We start from the raw sequence: 20,757 nt of genomic DNA on the forward strand, positions 1-20,757 counted from the left end.
TCTTTCAGTGGCCGCCTTCGGACGCCGAGAACATCGTCGATGCGTAGACGATGCCCAGGCCGTAGGCGCCGCCGTTCGTCCGCGCGATGCCGGTGGTGAGGCCGTAGGTCTCGCCGCGCGCCCAGTCGCGCTGCAGCTCCAGCAGATATTGCAGCGAGGTCATGGGCCGCGCGCCGGCCTGGATCATGCGTTGCATCGCGAACTCGTGCGCCGCGGTGCTGACGTCACCGCAGGCATCGGCGATGACATAGACCTCGAAGCCCTGCTCCAGCGCCGACAGCACCGGGCCGACGATACACACCGACGTCCACAACCCCGCCAGCACGAGGCGGTTGCGGTCGATGCGGTTGATCTCGATGGCGATGTTCTCGTCCTCCCAGGTGTTCATCGACGTGCGATCGATGACCGCGTGGCCGGGGAAGGCGGCCTTGATTTCATCGAACATCGGGCCGCTGAAGCTCTTCTCGGCCACCGTCGTCAGCACCGTCGGCACCTTGAAGCCGGCCGCGGCCTGCGAAATCAACGCGGCGTTGTTGCGCAGCTCGACGGCGTCGATGGACTTGGTGGCGAAGGCCATCTGGGACTGGAAGTCGATCAGCACCAGGGCATGGTTGGCAGGGCTGAGCAGGGCTTTGGCGGGAACGGCTTTGGCGATCGACATGGTGTGGACTCCGGTGTTTGAGGGGGCGGTACATCCCGCCCGATAACGATAGGAGTGCGCGCACCCCGCGGCCTCTCTCAGATGGCAGACCTCGCGGCCGATCCTTTGGCTGCGTCCTCGCGGCGCACCAGCCACGCGGCGCCGCCCACCAGCACGGAGGCCAGCCACAGGCAGTCGAAGCGCAGCCACGCGTAACCCGCCGCGCCCAGCGCCGAACCCACGGCGAAGGCCGCGACGACCGGCCACATCGCCGCGATGCGGGTGCGCGCGCCGGCGTCCGCCCGGCCGGTGGCCAGGGCCAGCAGGTCGATGGTGAGCTGCGTCACGTTGCCGGTCATGACCGTCGTCTGCACCGGGCCGGCCAGACTGGTGCGCATCAACGCGTTCTGCACGCCGATGGCCACGATGAGCAGGAAGCCGATGGCGACCGAGGCCGCGTCGTCGGGCTGCCCAGGCAGCCCCGTCCAGCGCGGAGCCAGCGCGGCGGCAGCGATCAACAGCCCTTCGACGCCCAGCAGCCAGGTTGCCGCGGCCATCGCGCGACGCCGCATGGCTACTTCGGCCAGATTGGTCAGCACCACGCTGGCGATGAACACCGGCAGCGCCAGCGACTTGGTGAGGATGTCGACATGGCGGTTGACGACGTCGGCGCCGATCAGCACGAAGTTGCCGGTGACGTGGGCCGTGAACAGCCCGAACAGGCCGATGAAGCCGCAGGTGTCCACATAGGCCGCGGCCAGCGCCAGCAGCGCGCCGCGCAGGACGAGTCGTCGCGAATCGTTCAAGGTCTCAGCTCCGCAAGTGCGGCGAAGAGTAGCGCGCCGACCAGCGCAATGTGCTCCCAGAAGCCATTGAACGCATGCGCACGCTCCGGCCCCGGCGGCAGCTGCCACCAGGTGTGGGCCAGGAAGGTGGCCGCCAGCGTGAAGGCCGCCAGCGCCGCGCCACCCAGAGCCGCAAGCCGGCCGCCACGCAGCAGCAGCAGCACGCTGCCGCCGAGTTGCAGGACGATGACCGCCACCGTCAACGGCGCCAAGGCGGCGCCACCCACCCAGCTCACCAGCCCCCCCACCTCGGCCTGGGCGCCGGCGAAGTCCAGCAGCTTCAGCACGCCGCTGATCAGGTAGGGCAGCAGCAAGGCCAGCAGCGCCAGGCGCCGCCAGCTCGCGACCCCGCTCATGCCACCGCCGCGCGGCCGGCGAGCAGCTGCCGTGCCACGGTGGCCACGCGCTTGCCCAGATGTTCGGCCGTCAGCAGGTCGGCCGGCGGCGGCACCACGTCCGGGCCTTCGTCGGCGTTGGACTGCGCGGCCGCGCCGAGGAAGAAGCCATGGCGGTTGAGCGCCTCCTCGGTGGACTTGGAGTTGTTGTGGCCCGGCGGCAGGCCGAGGTTGACCCAGTGCATGCCGTGCTGCGCGGCGAAGATGGCGAGCTGCTGCAGCGTGTGCAGCTTGTCGCCCGAGCGTGCGGCGGAGTTCGTGAAGCCGGCCGCGACCTTGTCGCGCCACAGCCCGCCCTTGGCGAACACGGTGCGCGACGTGGCGTCCATGAACACCTTGAACTGCGCCGACGCGCTGCCCATGTAGGTTGGCGCGCCGAAGATGATGGCGTCGGCCTGGGCCAGCAGGTCCCAGTGCTGATCGGCCTCTTCGACGGGCACGAGGGTCACGTCGACGTGGCCGGCCGCATCGGCGCCGCGCGCCACGGCCTGCGCCTGTTTCGCGGTGTGGCCGTAGCCGCTGTGATAGACGACGGCGAGGCGGATGTGGAAGGGATTGTTCATGGAAACGCTCCTGAAAGTCGGCTGAATGGGGGCGGCCTACTTGGCCAGGAAGTCCTTGATGCCCTGGACGGTGGCGGCTGGTTCCTCCTCCATGAGCCAGTGGCCCGAACGCGGGATGACGAGTTCGGTGACGTTGGTGGCGGCGTTGCGCATGGCCACGGCTTCAAGCCCGGCGAACGACTTCTCACCGCCGATGGCCAGCACAGGCATGGTCAGCTTGGTCTTCATCGCCTCCAGGTTGTCCTTGGCGTCCTGCCGGAAGGCCTGGAACTGCGACAGCGCGCCCTTCATGGCGCCGGGCCGCGCGTACAGCCTGGCGTAGTGGTTGCGCGTGCCCTCGTCGATCTTCTCGGGCTGGCCGCCGAAGTCGTTGTAGAAACGGTCCAGGAAGATGCGCTCGCGGCCCTGCAGCAGGCGGAAGACATCTTTGCCGTAGAAGTCGAAATGCCACAGCTTGGGGTTGCGCACAACCTCATCCCACGGCGGGATGCCGGGGGGCGGCGCATCCATGACGACCAGCCGGGTCGTCTTTGTCGGATAGCTGGCTGCATAGGCATACGAGACCATGACGCCGATGTCGTGTCCGACAACGTCGGCCTGGTCGATGCCCAGACTCTCCAGAACGCCACGGATGTCCTTGGCCTGGTTCATCTTCTCGTAGCCGCTTTCCGGTTTGGCCGACAAGCCCATGCCGCGCAGGTCGGGCACGACGACGCGGTGGTTCTTGGCCAGCTCGACGGCCAGCGGCGTCCACATGTCGCCGGTATCGCCGAAGCCGTGGATCAGCACCACCGCCGGGCCGCTGCCGCCAACGCGCACGTGCAGGGTCGTTCCGTTGGTGGCGATGTCCTGCTGCTTGAACGTGGCCGGATAGGGCTTGGGCTGGGCCGCCGCGTGCGGCGTGGCCGTCAGCGCGGCAGCGGCCAGCAGCGTGGCACCGAGCAGGTGCCGGGTGAACATGGACATGGAAGTTCCTTGGTGGGGTTGCGGGGGGGGGGAATCAGGTGCGCGTGATCGACACGCCGCCATCGACCAGCGAGGCCGTGCCCGTCACGAAGGACGAGTCGTCCGAGGCGAGGTAGAGCGCCGAGCGGGCCACCTCCTCCGGCGCGCCCGTGCGTTTGAGCGCGTGCAGCCCGGTGATGAAGGCCTGCGACTCCGGGGTAACGTACTTCTCGCGGTACATGTCGGTGTCGACCGCGCCGGGCAGCAACGCGTTCACACGCACGCCCTGCGGGCCGAACTCGGCGGCCAGCGTCTGCGTCAGGCCGATGAGGCCGGACTTGCTCGCCGCATACGCCGCCACGCCGGGAAAGGCGGCGCTGTAGCCGATGAAGGTGGACGTGAAGATCACCGAGCCACCGCCGTGCTTCAGCATCTGCGCGATCTGGTGCTTGGCGCCGAGGAAGGCGCCGGTCAGGTTGACGGCCAGCGTGTCGGCAAAGCCTTGCGCCGACACCGTGGTCGACGCCCCCTTCTCGCCCTGCGTGCCGGCGTTGTTGAAGGCGACGTCCAGCCGACCGAAGCGCTGCACGGCCAGCGCGACGAGGGCCTTGGCATAGGCCTCGTCGCGCACGTCGCCGGCCAGCGAGATCGCGGTGCCGCCGCGGGCGTCGATTTCACAGGCCAGGTCCTTCAGCTCCGCCGCACGGCGCGCGCCCAGCACGACCTTGGCGCCCTCGGCCGCGAACAGCAGCGCGCTGGCATGGCCGATGCCGGAACTGGCACCGGTGACGAGGGCGACCTTGCCCTTCAGACGTTGGCTCATGCGCTTTCCTAATGCGTGGATTCGATGGACCGAAGGTTGGTCCATGCCCCCGAAATGCGCGAGTGAATCGGCGTGATTCATCGTCAACCCCGGCGTGAATCGGCGGTCCTCACAAGCCTTCACGCCGCTTCACTGGCGCCGGCCCGCCGCCGCACCCAACATCGCCTGGCCTGAAACCCGCCCCCCTCGACGGAGAAGCCCATGCTGATGCCCACCGCCACCCGCGTGCTCGTGTCCCACGCCGAACCGCTCGTCCATCGCGGAATCGTTTCCACATTGAGCACCGACAGCCGTTTCTGCGTGGCCGAGCAAGCCCCCGGCGAGTTCACACTGCCGCGGTGCGAGGCGACGCCGCCGCGCGTCGTCGTCACGGACCTGGCCACCGGCCTCGACACCGCCCTGCACCTGCGCAGCAACGGGGCGGGGCGAGATCCGGCACCGCCTGTCGTGCTGGTGCTGTCGCACCTGGACGGCGAGCTCAGCATCCGCGGGGCGCTGGAGCGCGGCGTGAAGGGCTATCTGACGCACGGCTGCCAGCCGGGCCAGCTGGTGGACGCCGTGCTGGCCCTGGCTCGCGGCCAGCGCTACCTGGAGGGAAGCGTGGTGCAGCGCCTGGCCGACACCGTCGCGCAGGACCTGCCCACGCCGCGCGAGATCGACGTGCTGCGGCTGATGGCCACCGGCCTGTGCAACAAGGCCATTGCCGCGGAGCTGAACATCGGCTGTGGCACCGTCAAGACGCACGTCAAAGCGTTGCTGGACAAGCTGGACGCGCCGACGCGCACGGCTGCGGCCGACATCGCCAAGCGTCGCGGCCTGCTGGACGCGATGGTGGGCGACTTCATCCTCGGGCGCAGCGGGCGCCGCCTCGCGGCCTGAGCTTTCTCGAAGATTCACGCCGATTCACGCCGCCCTCACGCGGCGCCCCTGATGATTCTTCTGCGCACATTGGGCTGGGCGCACGGAGGATTTCATGCGGGTTGGGAAGGGTTCCAAGGCTGGTGGTCGTCGGGTTCACGGGAGGCATCGCGCCGTTGCGGCGCTGGCGCCGGTCGTGATCGCGTTGGCGCCCCAGGCCGGCTGGGCGGAGGCCGACGCGTCGCTGCCGCCCGTCGTCGTGACGGCCAGCCGCATGCCCGAGCCTGCCGACGAGGCGCCCGTGTCGGTGGCCGTCGTGTCGCAGGACAGCATCGAGAAGAAGGGCATCTTCCAGCTCAACGATCTCGTCGGCATCGTCGCCGGCATGGCCGTGCCCAACGGCTCCAGCAACATGCCGCAGACCGTCGGCCTGCGCGGCGTGGGCGTGTCGCAGCCGGCCATGGCGCAGGCGGTGGGCATCTACGTCGACGACGTGCCGCTGCTGCGCGGCTATGCCACCGGCCTGTGGGACCTGCCCGACGTGGTGCGCTACGAGGTGCTGCGCGGCCCGCAGGGCACGCTGTATGGGCAGAGCTCGACGGCCGGTGCCGTCAAGCTCGTGTCCGTCGACCCGGACGAGATCGCCGGCTCGTGGTTCACCGTGGGCCTGGGCAACCTGGGCCAGCAGGAGGCGCGCGGGCTGTTCGCCGGCAAGATCCGGCCCGACCTGAGCGCGTCGCTCGCGGTTTCGCGCCGCACCAACGATGGCTTCGCCTACAACGCCACCCGGCATGAGGACATCAACAAGCTCGACGCAACGCAGTTCCGCGCCAAGGTCAAGGTCGGCCTCGGCCCGTCGGCCCACGTCACCTTCGCCGTCGACGGCCTGCTGGACCGCTCCGACACCAACACGACCAACTTTCCCGTCAACCACGCCGGTGCCGCGCCGCGCGTGTCGTTCAACTCGTCGGACGCCGGCGCCTTCAAGCGCAAGGCCGGCGGTGCGTCCGCCACGGCCGAGTGGGACGTGACCGCCAGCACCAAGCTGCGCTCCATCACCGCCTACCGCGGCTACACCGACGACCCGACGGTCGTCGACTGGAGCGGCACGGAGGTGGAACGCTATGAACTGTCACAGCAGGTGCGCCAACGCACGCTGACGCAGGAACTGCAGCTGGTGTGGCGCGGCACCGACCTGGACCTGGTGACCGGACTGATGCTGATGCGGGACCAGTTCGACTTCAATCGCTTCGTCGCGTCCTTCCCGCTGGCCGCGCCAGCGCCCGGCTACACCCAGGCGCTGACCCACCAGCTGACGCGGGATGCAGGCGTCTACGCACAAGGCCATTGGCGCCTGGGCGAGGCCTTGTCGGCAACGCTGGGCCTGCGCGCTTACCGCACCCAACAGGACGCAGCCAATGCGTTCTGGCGCACGAACGCGCAGTTCGTTCAGACGCAGCAGGTCTACAACGCCCCCAACCTGCACACCAGCAAGAGCGGGCTGTTGCCGCGGCTGGGGCTGGACTACACCGTCTCGCCGACGACCTTCCTCTACACCAGCGTCGCGCGCGGCGAGAAGTTCGCGGGCTTCAACCGCGCCGCCGAGTCGCTGACCTCGGCCGGCGTCGCGGCGAACCCTGAAAAGGTCACGACCTACGAAGCGGGCCTGAAGTTGAACGCCTCACCGCAGCGGCTGCGGCTGAGCGCGGCGGCCTTCTACAACGACTACAAGGACTACCTCGCCGGGCTGACCGGCGCCACCATCAACGGCACGCTGGTGACGGATTCCGTCTTCCTGAATGCCGGCAGCGCCCGTACCTATGGTCTCGACTTCGAAGCCGAGCAGGGTCTGAGCTCCGCCGTCAGCGTCAACGGGTCGGTCGAGTGGCTGCGCGCCAACTTCCGCAGCTTCCTCAACCCCAGCGGCTCTGCGGCCAGCGACTTCACCGGCCATGAGCTGCCCTACGCGCCGCGCTGGAGCATCGCCCTGGGCGTGAAGGGCCGCACGACTTTGGGCAAGGGCCAGTTGACGGCAGATGCCTGGCTGCAGCTCATCGACAAGCAGTTCACCGACGTGGCCAACACCGCCACGCTGCGCGCTCCCCGCCAGTCCTACGCCAACTTCGCGCTGACCTACGCGCCCGACGGCTCGCCGTGGCAGGCCTCGCTGCGTGTGCGCAACGCCTCGGACCGCGCCTACGCACTGGCCCGCACCCGCATCCCGCCGGTGGGCGTCGACACGGCCTACTACAACGCCCCGCGCACGATCATGGCCAATCTGCGCTATGACCTCTAGCGAGGCAGTGCAGACGGCGCCCGTCCTGTCCCCCGCGGTCATCGAGTTCGGGCCCTTTCGCTACGACCGGGCGCGCCGGGAGATCAGCGACGGCCAAGGCCGCCTGCGCCTGGGCAGCCGTGCGCTGCACATCCTCGACGTGCTGCTGGAGGAACCCGGCAGGCTCTACAGCCGCGAAGAACTGGTCACGCGCGTCTGGCCCCAGACGGTGGTGGAGGAGACCAGCCTGCGCGTACACGTGTCGGCGCTGCGCAAGGTGCTGGGCGACGGACAGGGCGGCGTCCGCTACATCGCCAACGTACCCGGGCGGGGCTATGCCTTCGTCGGCGAACTGCGCGCCGACCCGTCACCCGGCGGCGACGCGCTGGCGCCACCGCCTGCCGACGCTCTGCCCGCCTCACTGAGCCGCCCCATCGGCCGGGAGCAAGTCATCGCCCAGATCGGCGAACTGCTCGCCTGCGAGCGGCTGGTCTCCATCGTCGGCGCCGGCGGCATGGGCAAGACGACGGTGGCACTCGCGGTCACGGCGGGCCTGCGGGCGACCTATGCGCACGGCGCCTGCCTCGTCGACCTGTCGCGGCTGTCCGACCCGGCACTCGTGGCCGGTGAACTGGGTCAGGCACTGGGCCTGATCGTGCCCCGCGACAACCCGCTGGCGATGCTGGAAGCCGCACTGCGCGACAAGCAGATGCTGTTCTTCATCGACAACTGCGAGCACGTCGTCGATGCCGTCGCCAGCCTCGTCGACCGGCTGATGCGCACATGTCCCGGCCTGGCCTTCCTGGCCACCAGCCGCGAGCCGCTGGAGATCGAGGCCGAGTGGGTGTTCAAGCTGCCACCGCTGTCCCTGCCCGACGTGGAGGACACGCTGGACGCCCAAGACCTGCTGGCCTACCCCGCCATCCAGCTCTTCGTCGAACGCGCCCGCGCCATCAGCGCGACCTTCGAGCTGACGGACGCGCACGCGCCGGCCGTGCGCCAGCTGTGCGGCTTCCTGGACGGCATCCCGCTGGCCATCGAGCTGGCCGCGGCGCGCGTGGACAGCCTCGGCGTGCAGGGGCTGCTGCACCGGCTGGAGAACGCCTTCGAGCTGCTGACGCGCGGCCGGCGCACGGCGCTGTCCCGGCACCGCACGCTGCAGGCCGTGATGGACTGGAGCTACGACCTGCTCAGCGACAGCGAACGGCTGGTGCTGCAGCGACTGTCGGTGTTCCGCGGTGCCTTCGACCTGGACGGCGCGGTGACGGTGGCCTCGGACGGCGCGCTGACGCAGCAGCGCATCGTCGAAGACGTGCTCGCCCTGTGCGCCAAGTCCCTCGTCGTGCCGGACGCCGCGGACGACGAGCGCCCGCTGCACCGGCTGCTCTACATCACGCGGCTGTACGCCGAGAAGCAGCTGGCCAACAGCGCGGACGCAGCTGCGGTGCATCGGCGTCATGCCACCTTCATCCTGGAGGGCCTGCAGCGCGCTCGCCAGGCCGGCGCCGGCATGTCGCGCTATCACTGGTCGCCCGCGCTGGGTTCCTCCATCGCCGACGTGCGGGCGGCCATCGACTGGGCTTTGGCCGGCGAGAACGATGTGGAGCTGGGTGTCCAGCTGACGGCCCTCGCCAAGCGCCTGTACGCCGACGTGGGCCGGGCCGAGGAGTATCTGCAGCTCAACGCCCTGGCGATGGCCAGGGCCGAGGCCGTCGCCGCCGAGTCCGACCGGGATCGCCTCGAGCTGCCCTTGCGGATGGCGGCGGTCTTCATGACCGGGCATGCCGTCGACGGCCGGGAACTCTGCCGGCCGCTGTTCACACGCATGCGTGAGTTGCTGGACAGACTGGGCACGAAGGAGGACCGCATCGAGGCGCTCTACAGCATGAGCACCACGGCATTCGGCCACGGCGACTACCGGCTTTCACTCGCCCTGTGCGAGGAGATACGCACGCTCGCCGACGGCGACTACGCGCCCCTGTCGATCGCCATCAGCGACCGCGTCGCGGCGCTGAACCTGCACGCGTTGGGCAGGAACGACGCAGCGGAAACGCTGGCGCGGCGCGTCCTCGCCTTCAACGGCGTGCGCATCGGGCGGCAGTTCCTCAGTGTGGTGCCGTTCGGCGTGTCGATGCGCGTCCTGCTGGCTCGACTGCAATGGGTACGGGGCGACTTCGAGCAGGCTTGGCAGATGCTGACAGAGGCGCTCGAAGGCAGCATGAACGCTCACGTCTTCGCCCTCTGCCAGACGCTGGGGACCGCGGCAGTACCGATGGCTTTCTGGCGCGGCGACGTCGCGCAGGCGAGCCAATGGGCCCGTGATCTTTGGGAGGTGGCCGAACGCCAGAGCCTGCCGTACTGGCGGGCCTTCGCGCTGGTGTTCATGCGCGTGCTGGCCGGCGACGCCATCAAGCCCGGCGACGAGGCCGCGATCGCGGTGGCGCAATGCGCGCAGCTGGGCGACGTGGTGGCGACCATGCGCCCGGTCGGCCCACCGCCGGACACGCGTCTGCGCGTCGAGGCTGGCGAGGTGGGCTGGTGCGCGCCGGAAGTCCTGCGCCTGCTGGCGCTTGAGGCCGACTGCGACGCGACGGACATGGCCATGACACGCCTGGAGGCGGCGCTGAAGCTGGCCGAGGAACAAGGCGCGAGGTTCTGGATGCTGCGCATCGCACTCAGCATGGCGAACATCGCCCCCGGCACCGCCGCGCCGGCGCTGGCCACCGTGCGCCGGTTGCTGTCGTGCCTGGACGACGGCAGTGCCATCCCCGAACTGGCCGCAGCCCGGGCGCTGCTGAAGGACCGCGCATGACCAAAGCGCCGCCCGCAGCAGGCCTGGAGTCACCCGTCGGGCCCCGGCCGCCGGTGCGCACGCAACTGCCCGAGCTGCCTCGCCATTTCGTCGGGCGGGACGAGGTGACCCGGGACCTCGCCGCCACGCTGCTCGAACGCCGCCTAGTGTCGGTGGTCGGGCCCGGCGGGCTTGGCAAGACGACGCTGGCGGTGGCCGTGGCCTGGCGGCTCACCGAGATGATGACGGGTGGCATCTGCTTCCTGGACCTGGCGCGCCTGCGCGACGGCGCCGTGCTGGAGGCGGAGCTGGGCCTCGCGCTTGGCATGGACGGCTCGGCCGGCGTCTCGCGGGAAGGCCTGCGGCAGCGGCTGAACGGCCAGCGCCTGCTGTTGGTGCTGGACTGCTGCGAGACGGTCATCGGCGCGGCGGCCGAGCTGGCGGAGGACCTGTCGGCCGCGGTGCCGGAACTGCTGATCCTCGCCACCAGCCGCGAGCCGCTGCGCGCGCAGGGCGAGTGGGTGCACCGCCTGGCGCCGCTGGCCTCGCCGCCCGAGTCGGCTGCGCTGCCGGCGTGGCTGGCGATGACCTATTCCGCGCTGCAGCTGTTCTTCAGCCTGGTGCAGTCCCGCGACGCCACGTTCGCCCCAACGCCGAGCAACCTCGCCCAGGCCTCGGCCCTGTGCAGCCGGCTCGACGGCAGCCCGCTCGCCATCACGCTGGTGGCCTCGCACGCGAGGCGGGTCGGCATGCCCGGCATCACCGCGGAGCTCGGTCCGGAGCTGCTGAGCCTGGGCGCCGACGGGCAGACCGGTCGCCACAGCTCGTTGGAGGCCGTGCTGGACTGGAGCTATCGGCTTCTGCTGGACGAAGAACGGCGCATCTTCCGGGCGCTGTCCACGCTGCGGGGCAGTTTCGACCTCGAAACCGCCGTGCGCGTTGCCGGCGGTCCTCGGGCCGGGACGATGGACAGCGTGCTGGACCTGACCGACAAGTCGCTGCTGATGACGCTGCAGGTGGGTGATGCAACGCTTTACCGCATGCCCGATCTGACGCGCACCTATGCCAGCGCCCGGCTGGAGCGGGCTGACGAGGTGGAATATCGCACCGCCCGCACCCGCCACGCGCAAGCGCTGATGCAGCTGCTCGCGGTGGCGGATCAGCAGTGGAGTTCGATGGAGAGGGCCGACTGGCTCCGCTGCTACGGCGTCTGGATCGAGGATGTGCGCCATGCATTGGGCTGGGCCTTCTCGGACACCGGAGACTCGTTGCTTGGAGCCGAGCTGATGGTGGCCGTGCTGCAACTGGCCGAGCAGAGCGGTCTCTTTGCCGGCTTCACTGATTTTGCGAGCCGCGCGCTGCGCGAAGTGAGCCGGCTCGATCCGCCCCGGCCGGAACTGGCCGCAAGGCTGCACGTCTTTCCGACGTTCGGGTACCTGAGACTGCCGGACGACGAATCGCATCAATCCGCCGCAGTGGCGAAGGCGCAAGACATCCACGCCCTGCCCGCGTCGGCCGCGACCAAGCTCGGCGCGCTGCTGGCGCTGTGGGCGAACAGCTTCCAGCTCGGCGACTACCGGGACTGTTTGCGGGGCGCCGCGGACATCAAGCGACTCTCCGACTCGGACTGGGTCATCGACCTCACGTCGCGGCGAACGCGTGCGCAGGCCTTGCACTTCCTGGGCGAGCATGCCACCGCCCGGACGCTGGCGACCGCGGCGCTTGCCGAGGCCAGCCGGCGTGTGCCGCTGGCCTACACGCCATCGCCCGTGAGTCTCGAGGTGTCGATGCGCATCGTGCTCGCGCGCATCCACTGGATCGAAGGCCGGCCCGCCCAGGCCTGGCAAACGGTGCAGGACTGCCTGGCCTTCGCCGAGAAAGACCCTCCGCCGGCCATCTGCCAGGCCTTGGCCCTCGCCGCCATCCCGGTGGCGCTGTGGTGCGGGCGCCGGGATGTCTGCGCGGCGCTGGCGGCGCAACTGCTGGAGCAGGCCAGTCGCTATGAATTCCGCTACTTCATCGCCTGGGCACGCTTGACCGAACGCGTGCTCGACGCCGGTGGCAGCAACCTGCCGGCGCACGCCGAGGCCCTTAAGACGCTGACAAGCAACGAGCAGACCAAGTACCGCGACCATCTCAGCACGTTCGAGCCGGACGACATCAGCGTCGACTCCTTCGTGCGCGTGCAGAGGGGTGCCGTCGGCTGGTGCGCGCCGGAGATCCTGCGGGTGAAGGCCGAGCATGTCGCCGCGGCCGCGGGTCCGGGCGCCCAGGCCGAGGCCAGCGCGCTGCTGGCGCAGGCGCAGGCCATGGCCCGCCGGCAGGGTGCGCTGGGCTGGGAACTTCGCGTTGCGATGAGCCGCGTACGGCTGTCCCGGCGCCGGGGCGGGCCGGAGCCGACGGCCGAACTCGAACGCCTGGCGGCCGTCTATGACCGCTTCACCGAGGGCTTGGAAACGCGCGACCTGAGCCTGGCCCGCGAACTGCTGGGGCGGTCCTAGGCGACCGCCTGCCGCTGCCGGCCGGCGGGCGACAGGCAGGTCACGACGATGGCCGCCACGATGGTGCCGGCGATGACCGCGAACATCTGCTGGGGCCCATGATTGCGCAGCAGCGGCACCAGCAGCAGCGGCGCCACGGCCGCACCGACGCGGTTCAACGCCCAGGCGCTCGCCAGCAGGCGGCTGCGAGCCTCAGTGGGGAACAACTCGGCGGCATACAGGTTCATCAGGGACAGGTAGATGGACGTGACCGTGCCGAAGACGGTGGCGGCGACCACGACCTGCCACGTGATGTCGGACGACACGAACACCGCGCCGGACAGCAGCATGACCACCGAACAGCCCGCCAGCCCATGTCGCCGGTCGATCCGATCGAGGCTCATCGAGCCGACGATATTGCCGAGCATCGGACCGACCATGGAGATGCCCACCACCATCAACGCGTCGTTGAGCGCGAAGCCGCGCTGAGTCAGCACCGCGCCCCACAGGATGGTGAACGACGCGGTGGCCCAAGGACTGAGCGCGAACAAGGTGTAGATGAGATGCCTGGGTTGCGTGGGCCGCGCGCCGGCCACCACCGGTGCCGCGGTGGCATCGCCTTGCCAGGGCAACACGGGCGACCGCTCGAAGCGCGCAAGGGACCGCGCCGCATCGGCCATGCGCCCACGCGCCGCCAGGGAGCGCGGCGATTCCGGCAGCAATGCCGCGGCGCCCGCAGCCAGCAGGCACAGCAGCGCCAGCACGACGAACGTCAACCGCCAGGATTCGCCGCCGAACCAGGCGGAGGTGGCCATGCCGCGCAGGAACATCAGCGTGCAGAAGGGGCCGACGGTGGACAACGCGATGCACCAGAACGTCGCCGCCCCGCGGTGCCGTGGTGCCAGCATGTCGGCCAGCAGCGAGATGACGAGCGGCGGCATCGCGCCCAGTGCCAGGCCAGCCAGACCGCGGCAGATCGTCAGCTGCAGGATGTCGTGCGCGAAGCTGGCGGCCAGCGAGGTCAGGCAGACCCAGGACAGCGTGGCGACCAGCATGTTGAGCCGGCCGACACGGTCGGCCAGCCAGCCGAACAACGGCGCGCCGATGACCGCGCCCACATAGACCGACGACAGCAGTGCCGACAGCTGGCCCGAGGACGCCTTGCTGGCGCCGGTGGAAAAGATGGCGGACAGCGCGCCACTGAGCGACATCTCGCTGATGGCCGCGGCCATGGCGCAGGTGCAAACCAGCACCAGGCCCAGATGCAGCCGCGTGAGCGGCAACCGGTCCAGCCGCAGGGCGATGTCGGACGCGTCGGAGGCAGCAGCCAAGCTCGTCTTTCAGTCTGGTGAAGAAGCGATGGACCTTACGCGATCTTCACCACGGCGCGCACGTCGCACGCCGCGGATTCACGACGATTCACGCGTCGACCGTGGCCGACGGCCGGCGGCTGGCGAGGCGTTGCATCTCCAGCGCATGCCGCGCGCGCACGGCGCCGGCGTCGGGCTGGTCGGCCAGGCGCTCCAGCGCGTACAAGCGCACGGCACGCAGCAGCCGGTAGGCGGTGCCGTCGTCCGTGTCACGGGCGTACAGGGGCAGCAGCAGCGACCGGTCCACCAGACGCAGCACGACCTCTTCGGTGGTGGCCTGCCCCGGCAACGTCCGCACCACCGCTGCCGCGCTGGTCAGGGAGAACGGGGCGTCGAAGACCGCCAGGCAGGCCAGCACGCGGCGCTCCGTCGCATCGAGCAGGTCATGGCTCCAATCGATGGCCGCACGCAAAGACTGGTGGCGCGGCTGGGCGCCGCGGCGGCCGCGGGTCAGCAGGGCCAGCCAGTCCTCGGGCCGCGCCAGCAGTCCCTTCAGGCCAAGCGCCGGCACGCGCCGGGCAGCGAGCTCCAGCGCCAGCGGAATGCCGTCGAGCTGCCGGCAGAGTTCGCGCAGGTCGGGCACGTCCGTGTCACTGAACACCACCGTGTCCGCCGCGGCCCGGGCGCGCTCCACGAAGAGGGCGACGGCCGGCGACTGCAGCGAATCGGCCAGCGTCCCCGCGGCCGCCGGCGCCACGGCCAGTGGCTCCAGCCGCAGCACATGCTCACCCGCCACGCTCAGAGGCTCGCGGCTGGTGCAGATCAGGCGCAGGCCCGGTGCCTGGCGGCTGATGGTTTCAACGAGCGAAGCGACTTCCTCCAGCACCTGCTCGCAGCTGTCCAGCACCACCAGCCGCTCGACATGCCTCAGCGCCGCAGCGAGGTCCGCCAGCCCGGCGCCCGGCAGTCCAAGTGCGGACGCCACCTGGGCCAAGGCGCCGGCCGGATGAAGCTCGGACAGGTCCACCCAGCAGGTGCCGCCGGTGAACCCGGCCGCGAGGCGCGCGAGCGCTTCCCGCGCGACGCTGGTCTTGCCGATACCGCCCGGCCCGACGATGCTGACGATCGGGCAGCGCTCCACCATGGCGATGAGCGTGGCCAGCGTGGACTCGCGCCCGGTCAGCCGCGCACCGGTTGGCCGTTCCGCCGCGACGGCCGGCACCGGCAGGGGGCGCGGCCGACGGTCGACCTGGCCCACGAAGCTGTAGCCGCGCCCTGGCACGTTGGTGATGTACCTGCGCTCGCCGGCACCCGCCTCCAGCGCCTTGCGCAGCGCCGCGACGTGTACGCGCAGGCTGGAGTCTTCGACGAAGGTGCGCGGCCAGACGCGCGCCACCAGGTGCTCGCGGCTGAGCACCTCGCCGGCCTGCTCGACGAGCGCGATCAGCAGGTCCAGCGCTCGGCTGCCGAGAGCCACCTCGCTGGCACCCAGCGACAGGGAACGGCGCTGCACATCGAGCGTGAATCCGTCGAAGACGTAGACCTGACTTTCCGGAGAGGAAACCGAGAACGGCATGGGAAACAAGCTTGCAAGATGCGGGCCGCATGCTAGCTCTTAGAAGGTGACGCTACCACCGGGAAGACACTCGCAGTTTCCTGGTTAGGGATCTGCGGGTCGGCAAGGGCTTGCTACGGGATGAAGCAAGGGCCACCACCTCAAAGCGACAGCGACAACCCAGACGCGGCGCGTTCGAAGGCCCCTGGCAGGCCGCGGCGGAAGACCGCCCGTGCGAGACACAGGCCCCGGTCCGCCTCAACCATCGCCCAGGGCACGAGAACCACGTGGCAGAGCCCTCGCTCGCGCACGTCCACCCGGCAGCCCTCCTTGCCCGGCACGCAGTCGATGCGGGCCTGCGGCCAGATCAGCCCGAAGACGTGCCGCACGACGGACTCGCCGCCGACGTGCTCGCGCAGCGTGGCGACCGCGCCCGGCAAGCGATGGATGGATCGTGACAGGCCCGCTTGCCCGCTCATGGCGGCCTCCAGTCGTGAACGGCCGACCAATGTGAACGCGACCCCGCAGACCGGCACCGTCCAAATGGGAGAGGCCCGCACGGCCATCGTGGGGAGGTGCGTCGGCGAGCAGGCCCCTAGCCTTCAGGCTCGATCACTCCGCGAGGTTCCGCCATGCTTGGACTGTCTGCCCTGGGCGCCGTGCACACCGCCATCGCCCTCATCGCCGTGTTCTGCGGCTTCGCGATGACGCTGCGCTTCGGACGCATCGGCACCGACCTCCCGCTCGGCAAGGCCTACGTCGCCTGCACCGCACTGGCCTGCCTGACCAGCCTGGGCATCTTCATGCACGGCGGCTTCAACGCCGCGCACAGCCTGGCGCTGATGACCCTCGTCGTGCTGGGCGTGGCCGTGGCGGCGAGCCGGTCGAAAGACGCCAGCCGCATCGCCATCTACGTTGAAACGCTGGGGTTCTCGACCACGCTGTTCTTCCACCTGATCCCGGCGCTCAACGAGACGTTCACACGCTTCCCCGCGGACGCCCCGCTCTTCACCGGACCCGACGATCCGCGGCTGCAGCGCGTCATCGGCTTCATGTTCCTGGCCTACGCCCTGGGCATTGCGCTGCAGGTACGGCACATCCGGAAGACGCCCTCGCCCCTGCGCCGAAGCTGGCCCGCCTGAGCACCGACCGCCCCAATCACAACCTGTGCCCCGTCCGGCGGCACGCCTTCGAAAGGACGCCCCATGCTGAACCTCATCAAACACGCCGTCGCCGCCGGCGCCCTGACCTTCGCCGTCGCGCCCGCGCCGGCGGCCGACGCCAAGCCCACCATCGTGCTGGTGCACGGCGCGTTCGCCGGCTCGTCGAGCTGGAACGGCGTCGTCACCGAACTGAGCCGGAAGGGATACACCGTCATCGCCGCGGCGAACCCGTTGCGCGGCGTCGCCAGCGACGGTGCCTACGTCGCGGCGCTGGCCCGCTCCATCAGCGGCCCCGTGGTGCTGGTCGGCCACTCCTACGGCGGCGCCGTCATCTCGGCCGCGGCCAACGGCGTGCCCAATGTGAAGTCACTGGTGTTCGTGGCCGCGTTCGCGCCCGACGAGGGCGAAAGCGCGCTCGACCTGACCGGCAAGTTCCCGGGCTCCACGCTGCCGCCGACGCTGGCCGCGCCCGTCAAACTCGCCGATGGCGGCGAAGACCTGTATGTGCAGCAGGACAAGTTTCCGCACCAGTTCGCCGCCGACGTACCGCCGGCCCAGGCCAAGGCGATGGCGGCGACGCAGCGCCCCGTCAAGGCCGCCGCGCTGTCGGAAGCCGCACCGGCGCCCGCCTGGAAGACGGTCCCTTCCTGGGCCATCTACGGCAGCGCGGACCTGAACATCCCGCCTCAGGCGATGGGCTTCATGGCCGAGCGCGCCCGGGCGAAGAAGGTCGTCGTGGTGAAGGGAGGCTCGCATGCCCTGATGGTGTCGCACCCTGGCGCGGTTGCGGCGCTCATCAGCGAAGCCGCGCAATAGCCGGAGCGACTCAGCCCGCCTGCAGCGTCAACGTGACCAGCAGGCCACCGAGGGGACTGGTACCCAGCGTCACCGAGCCACCGTACAGCGTGGCCAGCTCCTGCACGATGGCCAGCCCCAGACCGCTTCCCGGGGTCGTCTCGTCGAGGCGGCTGCCGCGCTTGAGCGCCTCGGTCACCTGCGCCGCGGGGATGCCTGGCCCGTCATCGTCGACGGTCACGCGCAGCAGCCTGCCGGTCTGCACGGCGCTGACGAGCACCTGGGTTCGGGCGGCCTTGCAGGCGTTGTCCAGCAGGTTGCCCAGCATCTCCTGAAGGTCCTGGGACTCGCCGGCGAATGCCAGGCGCGCATCGACGTCGGCGCGGATCGACAGCGTCCTGCCCGCATGGACCTTCTGCATGACGCGGACCAGGCCGTCGACGACAGGCTGCAGTGGCGTCCTGAGGCCGCCAAGGCCCTGGGCGGCCGCCGCGCGCGCCCGCGCCAGGTGCCAGTCGATGTGCCGGCGCGCCAGTTGCATCTGGTCCAGCACCAGCGCGGGCAGCTCATCGCGCGCCGCGTCGCTGGACGCCGCGTTCGCGGCCCCCTGGCCCAGGATGGCAAGCGGCGTCTTCAGGGCATGCGCGAGATTGCCCGCCTGCGCCCTCGCCCGCTCCAGCGTCGAGGCCTGGCGATCCAGCACGCCGTTGAGGTCGTCGACCAGCGGCTGGACTTCGCTCGGATAGTGGCCTTCGAGGCGCTGCGTCTGCCCGTCCCTCAGCGCGGACAGCGCGACGCGCAGCCGGCCCAGCGGCGCCAGTCCCAGCGTGACCTGGAGCACGGCACCGGCGCACAGCAGCAGCAGCAGCACCGTGAGTGCCACCAGCAGGACCTTGTCGAATCTCGCGGCAGCGCGCTCCAGCGGGCCGGTGCTCGCGGCCACCATGACGCGCCACGGCTGGGATGCACCGTCGGCATGCAGCCCACGCTCGATGAGCAACAGAGGCTCCTTGCGATGGTTCAGCACCTCGTGCACATGCAGTTCGCCCTGCACCGGCATGTCTTGCGGTGCGACCAGGTCTTCATCCCAGAGCGATCGCGAGCGCAGCAGGCCCGGCTTGCCGGCGGCACCGGCGCCGTCGACCTGCCAGTACAGGCCGGAGTGCGGACGGGTCCAGCGCGGGTCCGACAGCCGCGTCGCGTCGAGGCTGGGCTGCCCCTGGCCGTCCACCTCCAGCCTCGCAAGCACCTGGTCCAGGTCGGCAGTGAGGCGCTCGATGAACTGCTGCCGCACGTGGTCGCGGAACAGGGCGGACAACAGCAGGCCGCAGGTCACCAGCGTCAGGCCCGCGCTGAGCAGGGTCACCAGCAGCAGGCGGTGACGAAGCGACGCGAGGTTCAACGAGACCAACGAGACTCCCGCCGTTCAGCCGGCCGGCACGAGCCGGTAGCCCATGCCGCGGACGGTCTCGATGAGGTCGGCGCCGAGCTTGCGCCGCAGCCGGGCCACGAAGACCTCCACGGTGTTGGAGTCGCGGTCGAAGTCCTGCGCATACAGATGCTCGACGAGTTCGCCGCGCGACACCACCTGGCCCGCGCGGTGCATCAGGTAGGCCAGCAGCCGGTATTCGTGCGCCGTCAGGCTGACGGTGCCCCCCTTGAGGGTGACCGTGCCGGTGCGCGTGTCCAGCGTGATGTCGCCTTGCTGCAGCAGCGGCGACGCCAGGCCGTGGGAACGCCGCACGAGTGCGCGCAGACGGGCGAGCAGTTCCTCGGTATGAAACGGCTTGGCCAGATAGTCGTCCGCCCCCGCGTCGATGCCGGCGACCTTCTCGTGCCAGCTGTCGCGCGCGGTCAGGATCAGCACCGGCACGGTCCGCCCCTGGCCGCGCCAGCGCTGCAACACCGTCAGGCCATCCAGCAGGGGCAGCCCCAGGTCCAGCACCACCGCGTCGTAGGGCTCCGTCGCGCCGAGGTGCAGCGCTGCCTGCCCGTCCGCCGCCTCGTCCACGGCATAGCCGGCCTGCTCCAGCATCTGCCTGAGCTGCGACCTCAGGACGGCCTCGTCCTCGACCAGCAGCACCCTCATGGCCGGCGCTCCGGGACCGAGGCAGGTCTACCTGCGCCGTCGGGTGCCGGCCGTTGCCGGCTTCTCAGGACCGTGGCCGTCCTGGCGTCCACATCCAGGCGCAGCAGCCGGCCGCCGCTCTGCAGCAGCTTGAACTCGTAGATCCAGCGTCCGTCCTCGCGCTCCAGTTCCACCTCCAGCACCTCGCCGGGATGACTGCGCTGCAATCTGTCCAGCACCTCCTGCAAGGGCAGCACTTCACCGGCCTTCAGCGCGGCGCGCGCGCGGTCGTGGTCCGGAAGGTCGTCCGCGTGGACGGGCGAGACCGCAGCGGCACCGACGCACAGCGCGGCAACGCAGGGCAGGACGGCGGGCCAGCGGGAAGCCTTCATGGCGCAAGTGTCGTGCGGCGAAGCTGAACGGTGAATGAACGACCGGTTCAGCAAGGGTTCAAGGGCAGCTTCCGATGATGGCTGCGTCAACCCCAGGACACCCGACTCGAGGAGCACCTCATGACTTCCACGCCCCCTTCCCTGGCACCGGCGGCTGCCGGCCAGGCCCCTGCCGCCCGAGCGGCGCGGCTGACGATAGATGCGCCGGTGCGGGCCTTCCACTGGCTGTTCGCGCTGAGCTTTGCCGGCGCCTGGCTGACGGCCGAATCCGAGCGCTGGCGAGGTCTGCACGTGACGCTGGGCTACGCCTTCGGCGGACTGCTGCTGTTCCGGCTGGTCTATGGCCTCGTCGGCCCGCGGCAGGCGCGGCTGGGCCTGCTGTGGCATCGCGTCTCAGGCCTGGGCGACTGGTTGCGCGGCGCCCGGGCCGGGCGCGTCGACCTGCCCCGGGCGGCCACCCTCGGCATGGGCGCGGCGATGCTGTTGCTGATGGTCGTGGCCGCGCCGCTGGTGCTGTCCGGCTATGCGGGCGAGGTCGACTGGCTGGGCATGGAGGACGCCATGGAGGAGGTCCACGAGTTCTTCGCGAACTCGGCCCTGGCCCTCGTGCTGGCGCACCTGGCGCTCATCGTGCTGCTGTCCGTCCTGCGCCGCCGCAATCTGGCAGCCCCGATGCTGACCGGCCGCACACCGGGGCCGGGCCCCGACCTCGTCAAGGCCAATCGTGGCGGGCTGGCCCTGCTCGTGCTGGTGGCCTACCTGGGCTTCGTCGGCTGGCAGACCGTCCAGGCCGACCCGGCCGGTGCGTCAACACGGCACGGCGAGCATCGCGGCGGAGACCATGACGACGATGACTGAA

At 70.3% G+C, this 20,757-nt stretch carries 19 protein-coding genes; 7 read left to right on the forward strand and 12 right to left on the reverse strand.

Annotation, left to right across the window (positions count from 1 at the left end; translation table 11 throughout):
* Window positions 1-4: 4 nt before the first annotated feature.
* From ACG04R_RS21415 to ACG04R_RS21440, 6 genes are all read right to left on the reverse strand, one after another.
* Window positions 5-661, reverse strand: coding sequence for a hydrolase (locus ACG04R_RS21415; RefSeq protein WP_394415607.1), 657 nt, complete (start codon window positions 659-661; stop codon window positions 5-7).
* A 77-nt stretch (window positions 662-738) separates the two neighbouring features.
* The gene (locus ACG04R_RS21420) at window positions 739-1,446 is read right to left on the reverse strand and encodes a YoaK family protein (RefSeq protein ID WP_394415610.1); all 708 of its coding nucleotides are present in this window, start codon (window positions 1,444-1,446) and stop codon (window positions 739-741) included.
* Complete coding sequence (locus tag ACG04R_RS21425) at window positions 1,443-1,841, reverse strand: DoxX family protein (protein WP_394415612.1); 399 nt, start codon at window positions 1,839-1,841, stop codon at window positions 1,443-1,445. Before ACG04R_RS21425 ends, ACG04R_RS21420 begins: the two co-directional genes overlap by 4 nt.
* A complete protein-coding gene (locus ACG04R_RS21430) occupies window positions 1,838-2,443 on the reverse strand; it encodes a flavodoxin family protein (RefSeq protein WP_394415614.1) in 606 nt (201 codons plus the stop codon). Before ACG04R_RS21430 ends, ACG04R_RS21425 begins: the two co-directional genes overlap by 4 nt.
* A 36-nt stretch (window positions 2,444-2,479) precedes the next feature.
* Window positions 2,480-3,409 carry an alpha/beta fold hydrolase gene (locus ACG04R_RS21435; RefSeq protein ID WP_394415616.1) on the reverse strand — a complete coding sequence of 310 codons (930 nt, stop codon included), beginning with the start codon at window positions 3,407-3,409 and terminating at the stop codon, window positions 2,480-2,482.
* Window positions 3,410-3,443: 34 nt separating this feature from the next.
* Window positions 3,444-4,211: an SDR family oxidoreductase gene (locus ACG04R_RS21440; RefSeq protein WP_394415618.1), complete on the reverse strand. Its 768-nt coding sequence runs from the start codon at window positions 4,209-4,211 to the stop codon at window positions 3,444-3,446.
* A gap of 201 nt (window positions 4,212-4,412) precedes the next feature.
* Between ACG04R_RS21440 and ACG04R_RS21445 the strand changes: the two genes are divergently transcribed.
* From ACG04R_RS21445 to ACG04R_RS21460, 4 genes are all read left to right on the forward strand, one after another.
* A complete protein-coding gene (locus ACG04R_RS21445; RefSeq protein WP_394415620.1) occupies window positions 4,413-5,090 on the forward strand; it encodes a LuxR C-terminal-related transcriptional regulator in 678 nt (225 codons plus the stop codon).
* A gap of 175 nt (window positions 5,091-5,265) precedes the next feature.
* Window positions 5,266-7,365: a TonB-dependent receptor gene (locus ACG04R_RS21450; RefSeq protein ID WP_394415622.1), complete on the forward strand. Its 2,100-nt coding sequence runs from the start codon at window positions 5,266-5,268 to the stop codon at window positions 7,363-7,365.
* Window positions 7,355-10,156: an ATP-binding protein gene (locus ACG04R_RS21455; RefSeq protein WP_394415624.1), complete on the forward strand. Its 2,802-nt coding sequence runs from the start codon at window positions 7,355-7,357 to the stop codon at window positions 10,154-10,156. Before ACG04R_RS21450 ends, ACG04R_RS21455 begins: the two co-directional genes overlap by 11 nt.
* Window positions 10,153-12,636 carry an ATP-binding protein gene (locus ACG04R_RS21460; RefSeq protein WP_394415626.1) on the forward strand — a complete coding sequence of 828 codons (2,484 nt, stop codon included), beginning with the start codon at window positions 10,153-10,155 and terminating at the stop codon, window positions 12,634-12,636. Before ACG04R_RS21455 ends, ACG04R_RS21460 begins: the two co-directional genes overlap by 4 nt.
* Here ACG04R_RS21460 and ACG04R_RS21465 read toward each other — a convergent pair.
* The 3 genes from ACG04R_RS21465 to ACG04R_RS21475 form a co-directional block, all read right to left on the reverse strand.
* Window positions 12,633-13,946, reverse strand: a complete 1,314-nt coding sequence (locus ACG04R_RS21465; protein WP_394415628.1) for an MFS transporter — start codon at window positions 13,944-13,946, stop codon at window positions 12,633-12,635. The two genes, ACG04R_RS21460 and ACG04R_RS21465, sit on opposite strands and share 4 nt — an antisense overlap.
* A gap of 88 nt (window positions 13,947-14,034) precedes the next feature.
* Window positions 14,035-15,501, reverse strand: a complete 1,467-nt coding sequence (locus ACG04R_RS21470; protein WP_394415630.1) for an ATP-binding protein — start codon at window positions 15,499-15,501, stop codon at window positions 14,035-14,037.
* 140 nt (window positions 15,502-15,641) lie between these two features.
* Window positions 15,642-15,959: a hypothetical protein gene (locus ACG04R_RS21475; RefSeq protein WP_394415632.1), complete on the reverse strand. Its 318-nt coding sequence runs from the start codon at window positions 15,957-15,959 to the stop codon at window positions 15,642-15,644.
* Between the two features lie 153 nt (window positions 15,960-16,112).
* Between ACG04R_RS21475 and ACG04R_RS21480 the strand changes: the two genes are divergently transcribed.
* Together ACG04R_RS21480 and ACG04R_RS21485 are read left to right on the forward strand one after the other, a co-directional pair.
* Window positions 16,113-16,622, forward strand: coding sequence for a hypothetical protein (locus ACG04R_RS21480; protein WP_394415635.1), 510 nt, complete (start codon window positions 16,113-16,115; stop codon window positions 16,620-16,622).
* A 63-nt stretch (window positions 16,623-16,685) separates the two neighbouring features.
* On the forward strand, window positions 16,686-17,459 hold the full coding sequence (locus tag ACG04R_RS21485) for an alpha/beta fold hydrolase (RefSeq protein ID WP_394415637.1): 774 nt from the start codon (window positions 16,686-16,688) through the stop codon (window positions 17,457-17,459).
* 10 nt (window positions 17,460-17,469) lie between these two features.
* Here the strand turns inward: ACG04R_RS21485 and ACG04R_RS21490 are convergent, their stop codons facing one another.
* From ACG04R_RS21490 to ACG04R_RS21500, 3 genes are read right to left on the reverse strand one after another with little or no spacing between them, the layout of a single operon-like run.
* Window positions 17,470-18,804 (reverse strand): sensor histidine kinase, encoded by a 1,335-nt coding sequence (locus tag ACG04R_RS21490; RefSeq protein ID WP_394415639.1) that lies wholly within the window; start codon window positions 18,802-18,804, stop codon window positions 17,470-17,472.
* A 60-nt stretch (window positions 18,805-18,864) separates the two neighbouring features.
* On the reverse strand, window positions 18,865-19,527 hold the full coding sequence (locus ACG04R_RS21495) for a response regulator (RefSeq protein ID WP_394415641.1): 663 nt from the start codon (window positions 19,525-19,527) through the stop codon (window positions 18,865-18,867).
* Window positions 19,524-19,898 (reverse strand): PepSY domain-containing protein, encoded by a 375-nt coding sequence (locus tag ACG04R_RS21500; RefSeq protein ID WP_394415642.1) that lies wholly within the window; start codon window positions 19,896-19,898, stop codon window positions 19,524-19,526. The genes ACG04R_RS21495 and ACG04R_RS21500 overlap by 4 nt, the downstream gene beginning before the upstream one ends.
* 120 nt (window positions 19,899-20,018) lie before the next feature.
* On the opposite strand from ACG04R_RS21500, the gene ACG04R_RS21505 reads away from it, so the two are divergent.
* On the forward strand, window positions 20,019-20,756 hold the full coding sequence (locus ACG04R_RS21505; RefSeq protein WP_394415644.1) for a cytochrome b/b6 domain-containing protein: 738 nt from the start codon (window positions 20,019-20,021) through the stop codon (window positions 20,754-20,756).
* The last annotated feature ends 1 nt before the right edge of the window (window position 20,757 follow it).

Source organism: Pelomonas candidula, from assembly GCF_043555985.1.
Taxonomy (GTDB): Bacteria; Pseudomonadota; Gammaproteobacteria; order Burkholderiales; family Burkholderiaceae_C; genus Pelomonas; species Pelomonas candidula.

Coding starts and splice junctions, on each gene's coding strand:
- ACG04R_RS21455 (WP_394415624.1), top strand. CDS start 7,355: ATGACCTCTAGCGAGGCAGTGCAGACGGCGCCCGTCCTGTCCCCCGCG.
- ACG04R_RS21440 (WP_394415618.1), bottom strand. CDS start 4,211: ATGAGCCAACGTCTGAAGGGCAAGGTCGCCCTCGTCACCGGTGCCAGT.
- ACG04R_RS21485 (WP_394415637.1), top strand. CDS start 16,686: ATGCTGAACCTCATCAAACACGCCGTCGCCGCCGGCGCCCTGACCTTC.
- ACG04R_RS21505 (WP_394415644.1), top strand. CDS start 20,019: ATGACTTCCACGCCCCCTTCCCTGGCACCGGCGGCTGCCGGCCAGGCC.
- ACG04R_RS21460 (WP_394415626.1), top strand. CDS start 10,153: ATGACCAAAGCGCCGCCCGCAGCAGGCCTGGAGTCACCCGTCGGGCCC.
- ACG04R_RS21435 (WP_394415616.1), bottom strand. CDS start 3,409: ATGTCCATGTTCACCCGGCACCTGCTCGGTGCCACGCTGCTGGCCGCT.
- ACG04R_RS21415 (WP_394415607.1), bottom strand. CDS start 661: ATGTCGATCGCCAAAGCCGTTCCCGCCAAAGCCCTGCTCAGCCCTGCC.
- ACG04R_RS21495 (WP_394415641.1), bottom strand. CDS start 19,527: ATGAGGGTGCTGCTGGTCGAGGACGAGGCCGTCCTGAGGTCGCAGCTC.
- ACG04R_RS21425 (WP_394415612.1), bottom strand. CDS start 1,841: ATGAGCGGGGTCGCGAGCTGGCGGCGCCTGGCGCTGCTGGCCTTGCTG.
- ACG04R_RS21470 (WP_394415630.1), bottom strand. CDS start 15,501: ATGCCGTTCTCGGTTTCCTCTCCGGAAAGTCAGGTCTACGTCTTCGAC.
- ACG04R_RS21445 (WP_394415620.1), top strand. CDS start 4,413: ATGCTGATGCCCACCGCCACCCGCGTGCTCGTGTCCCACGCCGAACCG.
- ACG04R_RS21500 (WP_394415642.1), bottom strand. CDS start 19,898: ATGAAGGCTTCCCGCTGGCCCGCCGTCCTGCCCTGCGTTGCCGCGCTG.
- ACG04R_RS21475 (WP_394415632.1), bottom strand. CDS start 15,959: ATGAGCGGGCAAGCGGGCCTGTCACGATCCATCCATCGCTTGCCGGGC.
- ACG04R_RS21480 (WP_394415635.1), top strand. CDS start 16,113: ATGCTTGGACTGTCTGCCCTGGGCGCCGTGCACACCGCCATCGCCCTC.
- ACG04R_RS21430 (WP_394415614.1), bottom strand. CDS start 2,443: ATGAACAATCCCTTCCACATCCGCCTCGCCGTCGTCTATCACAGCGGC.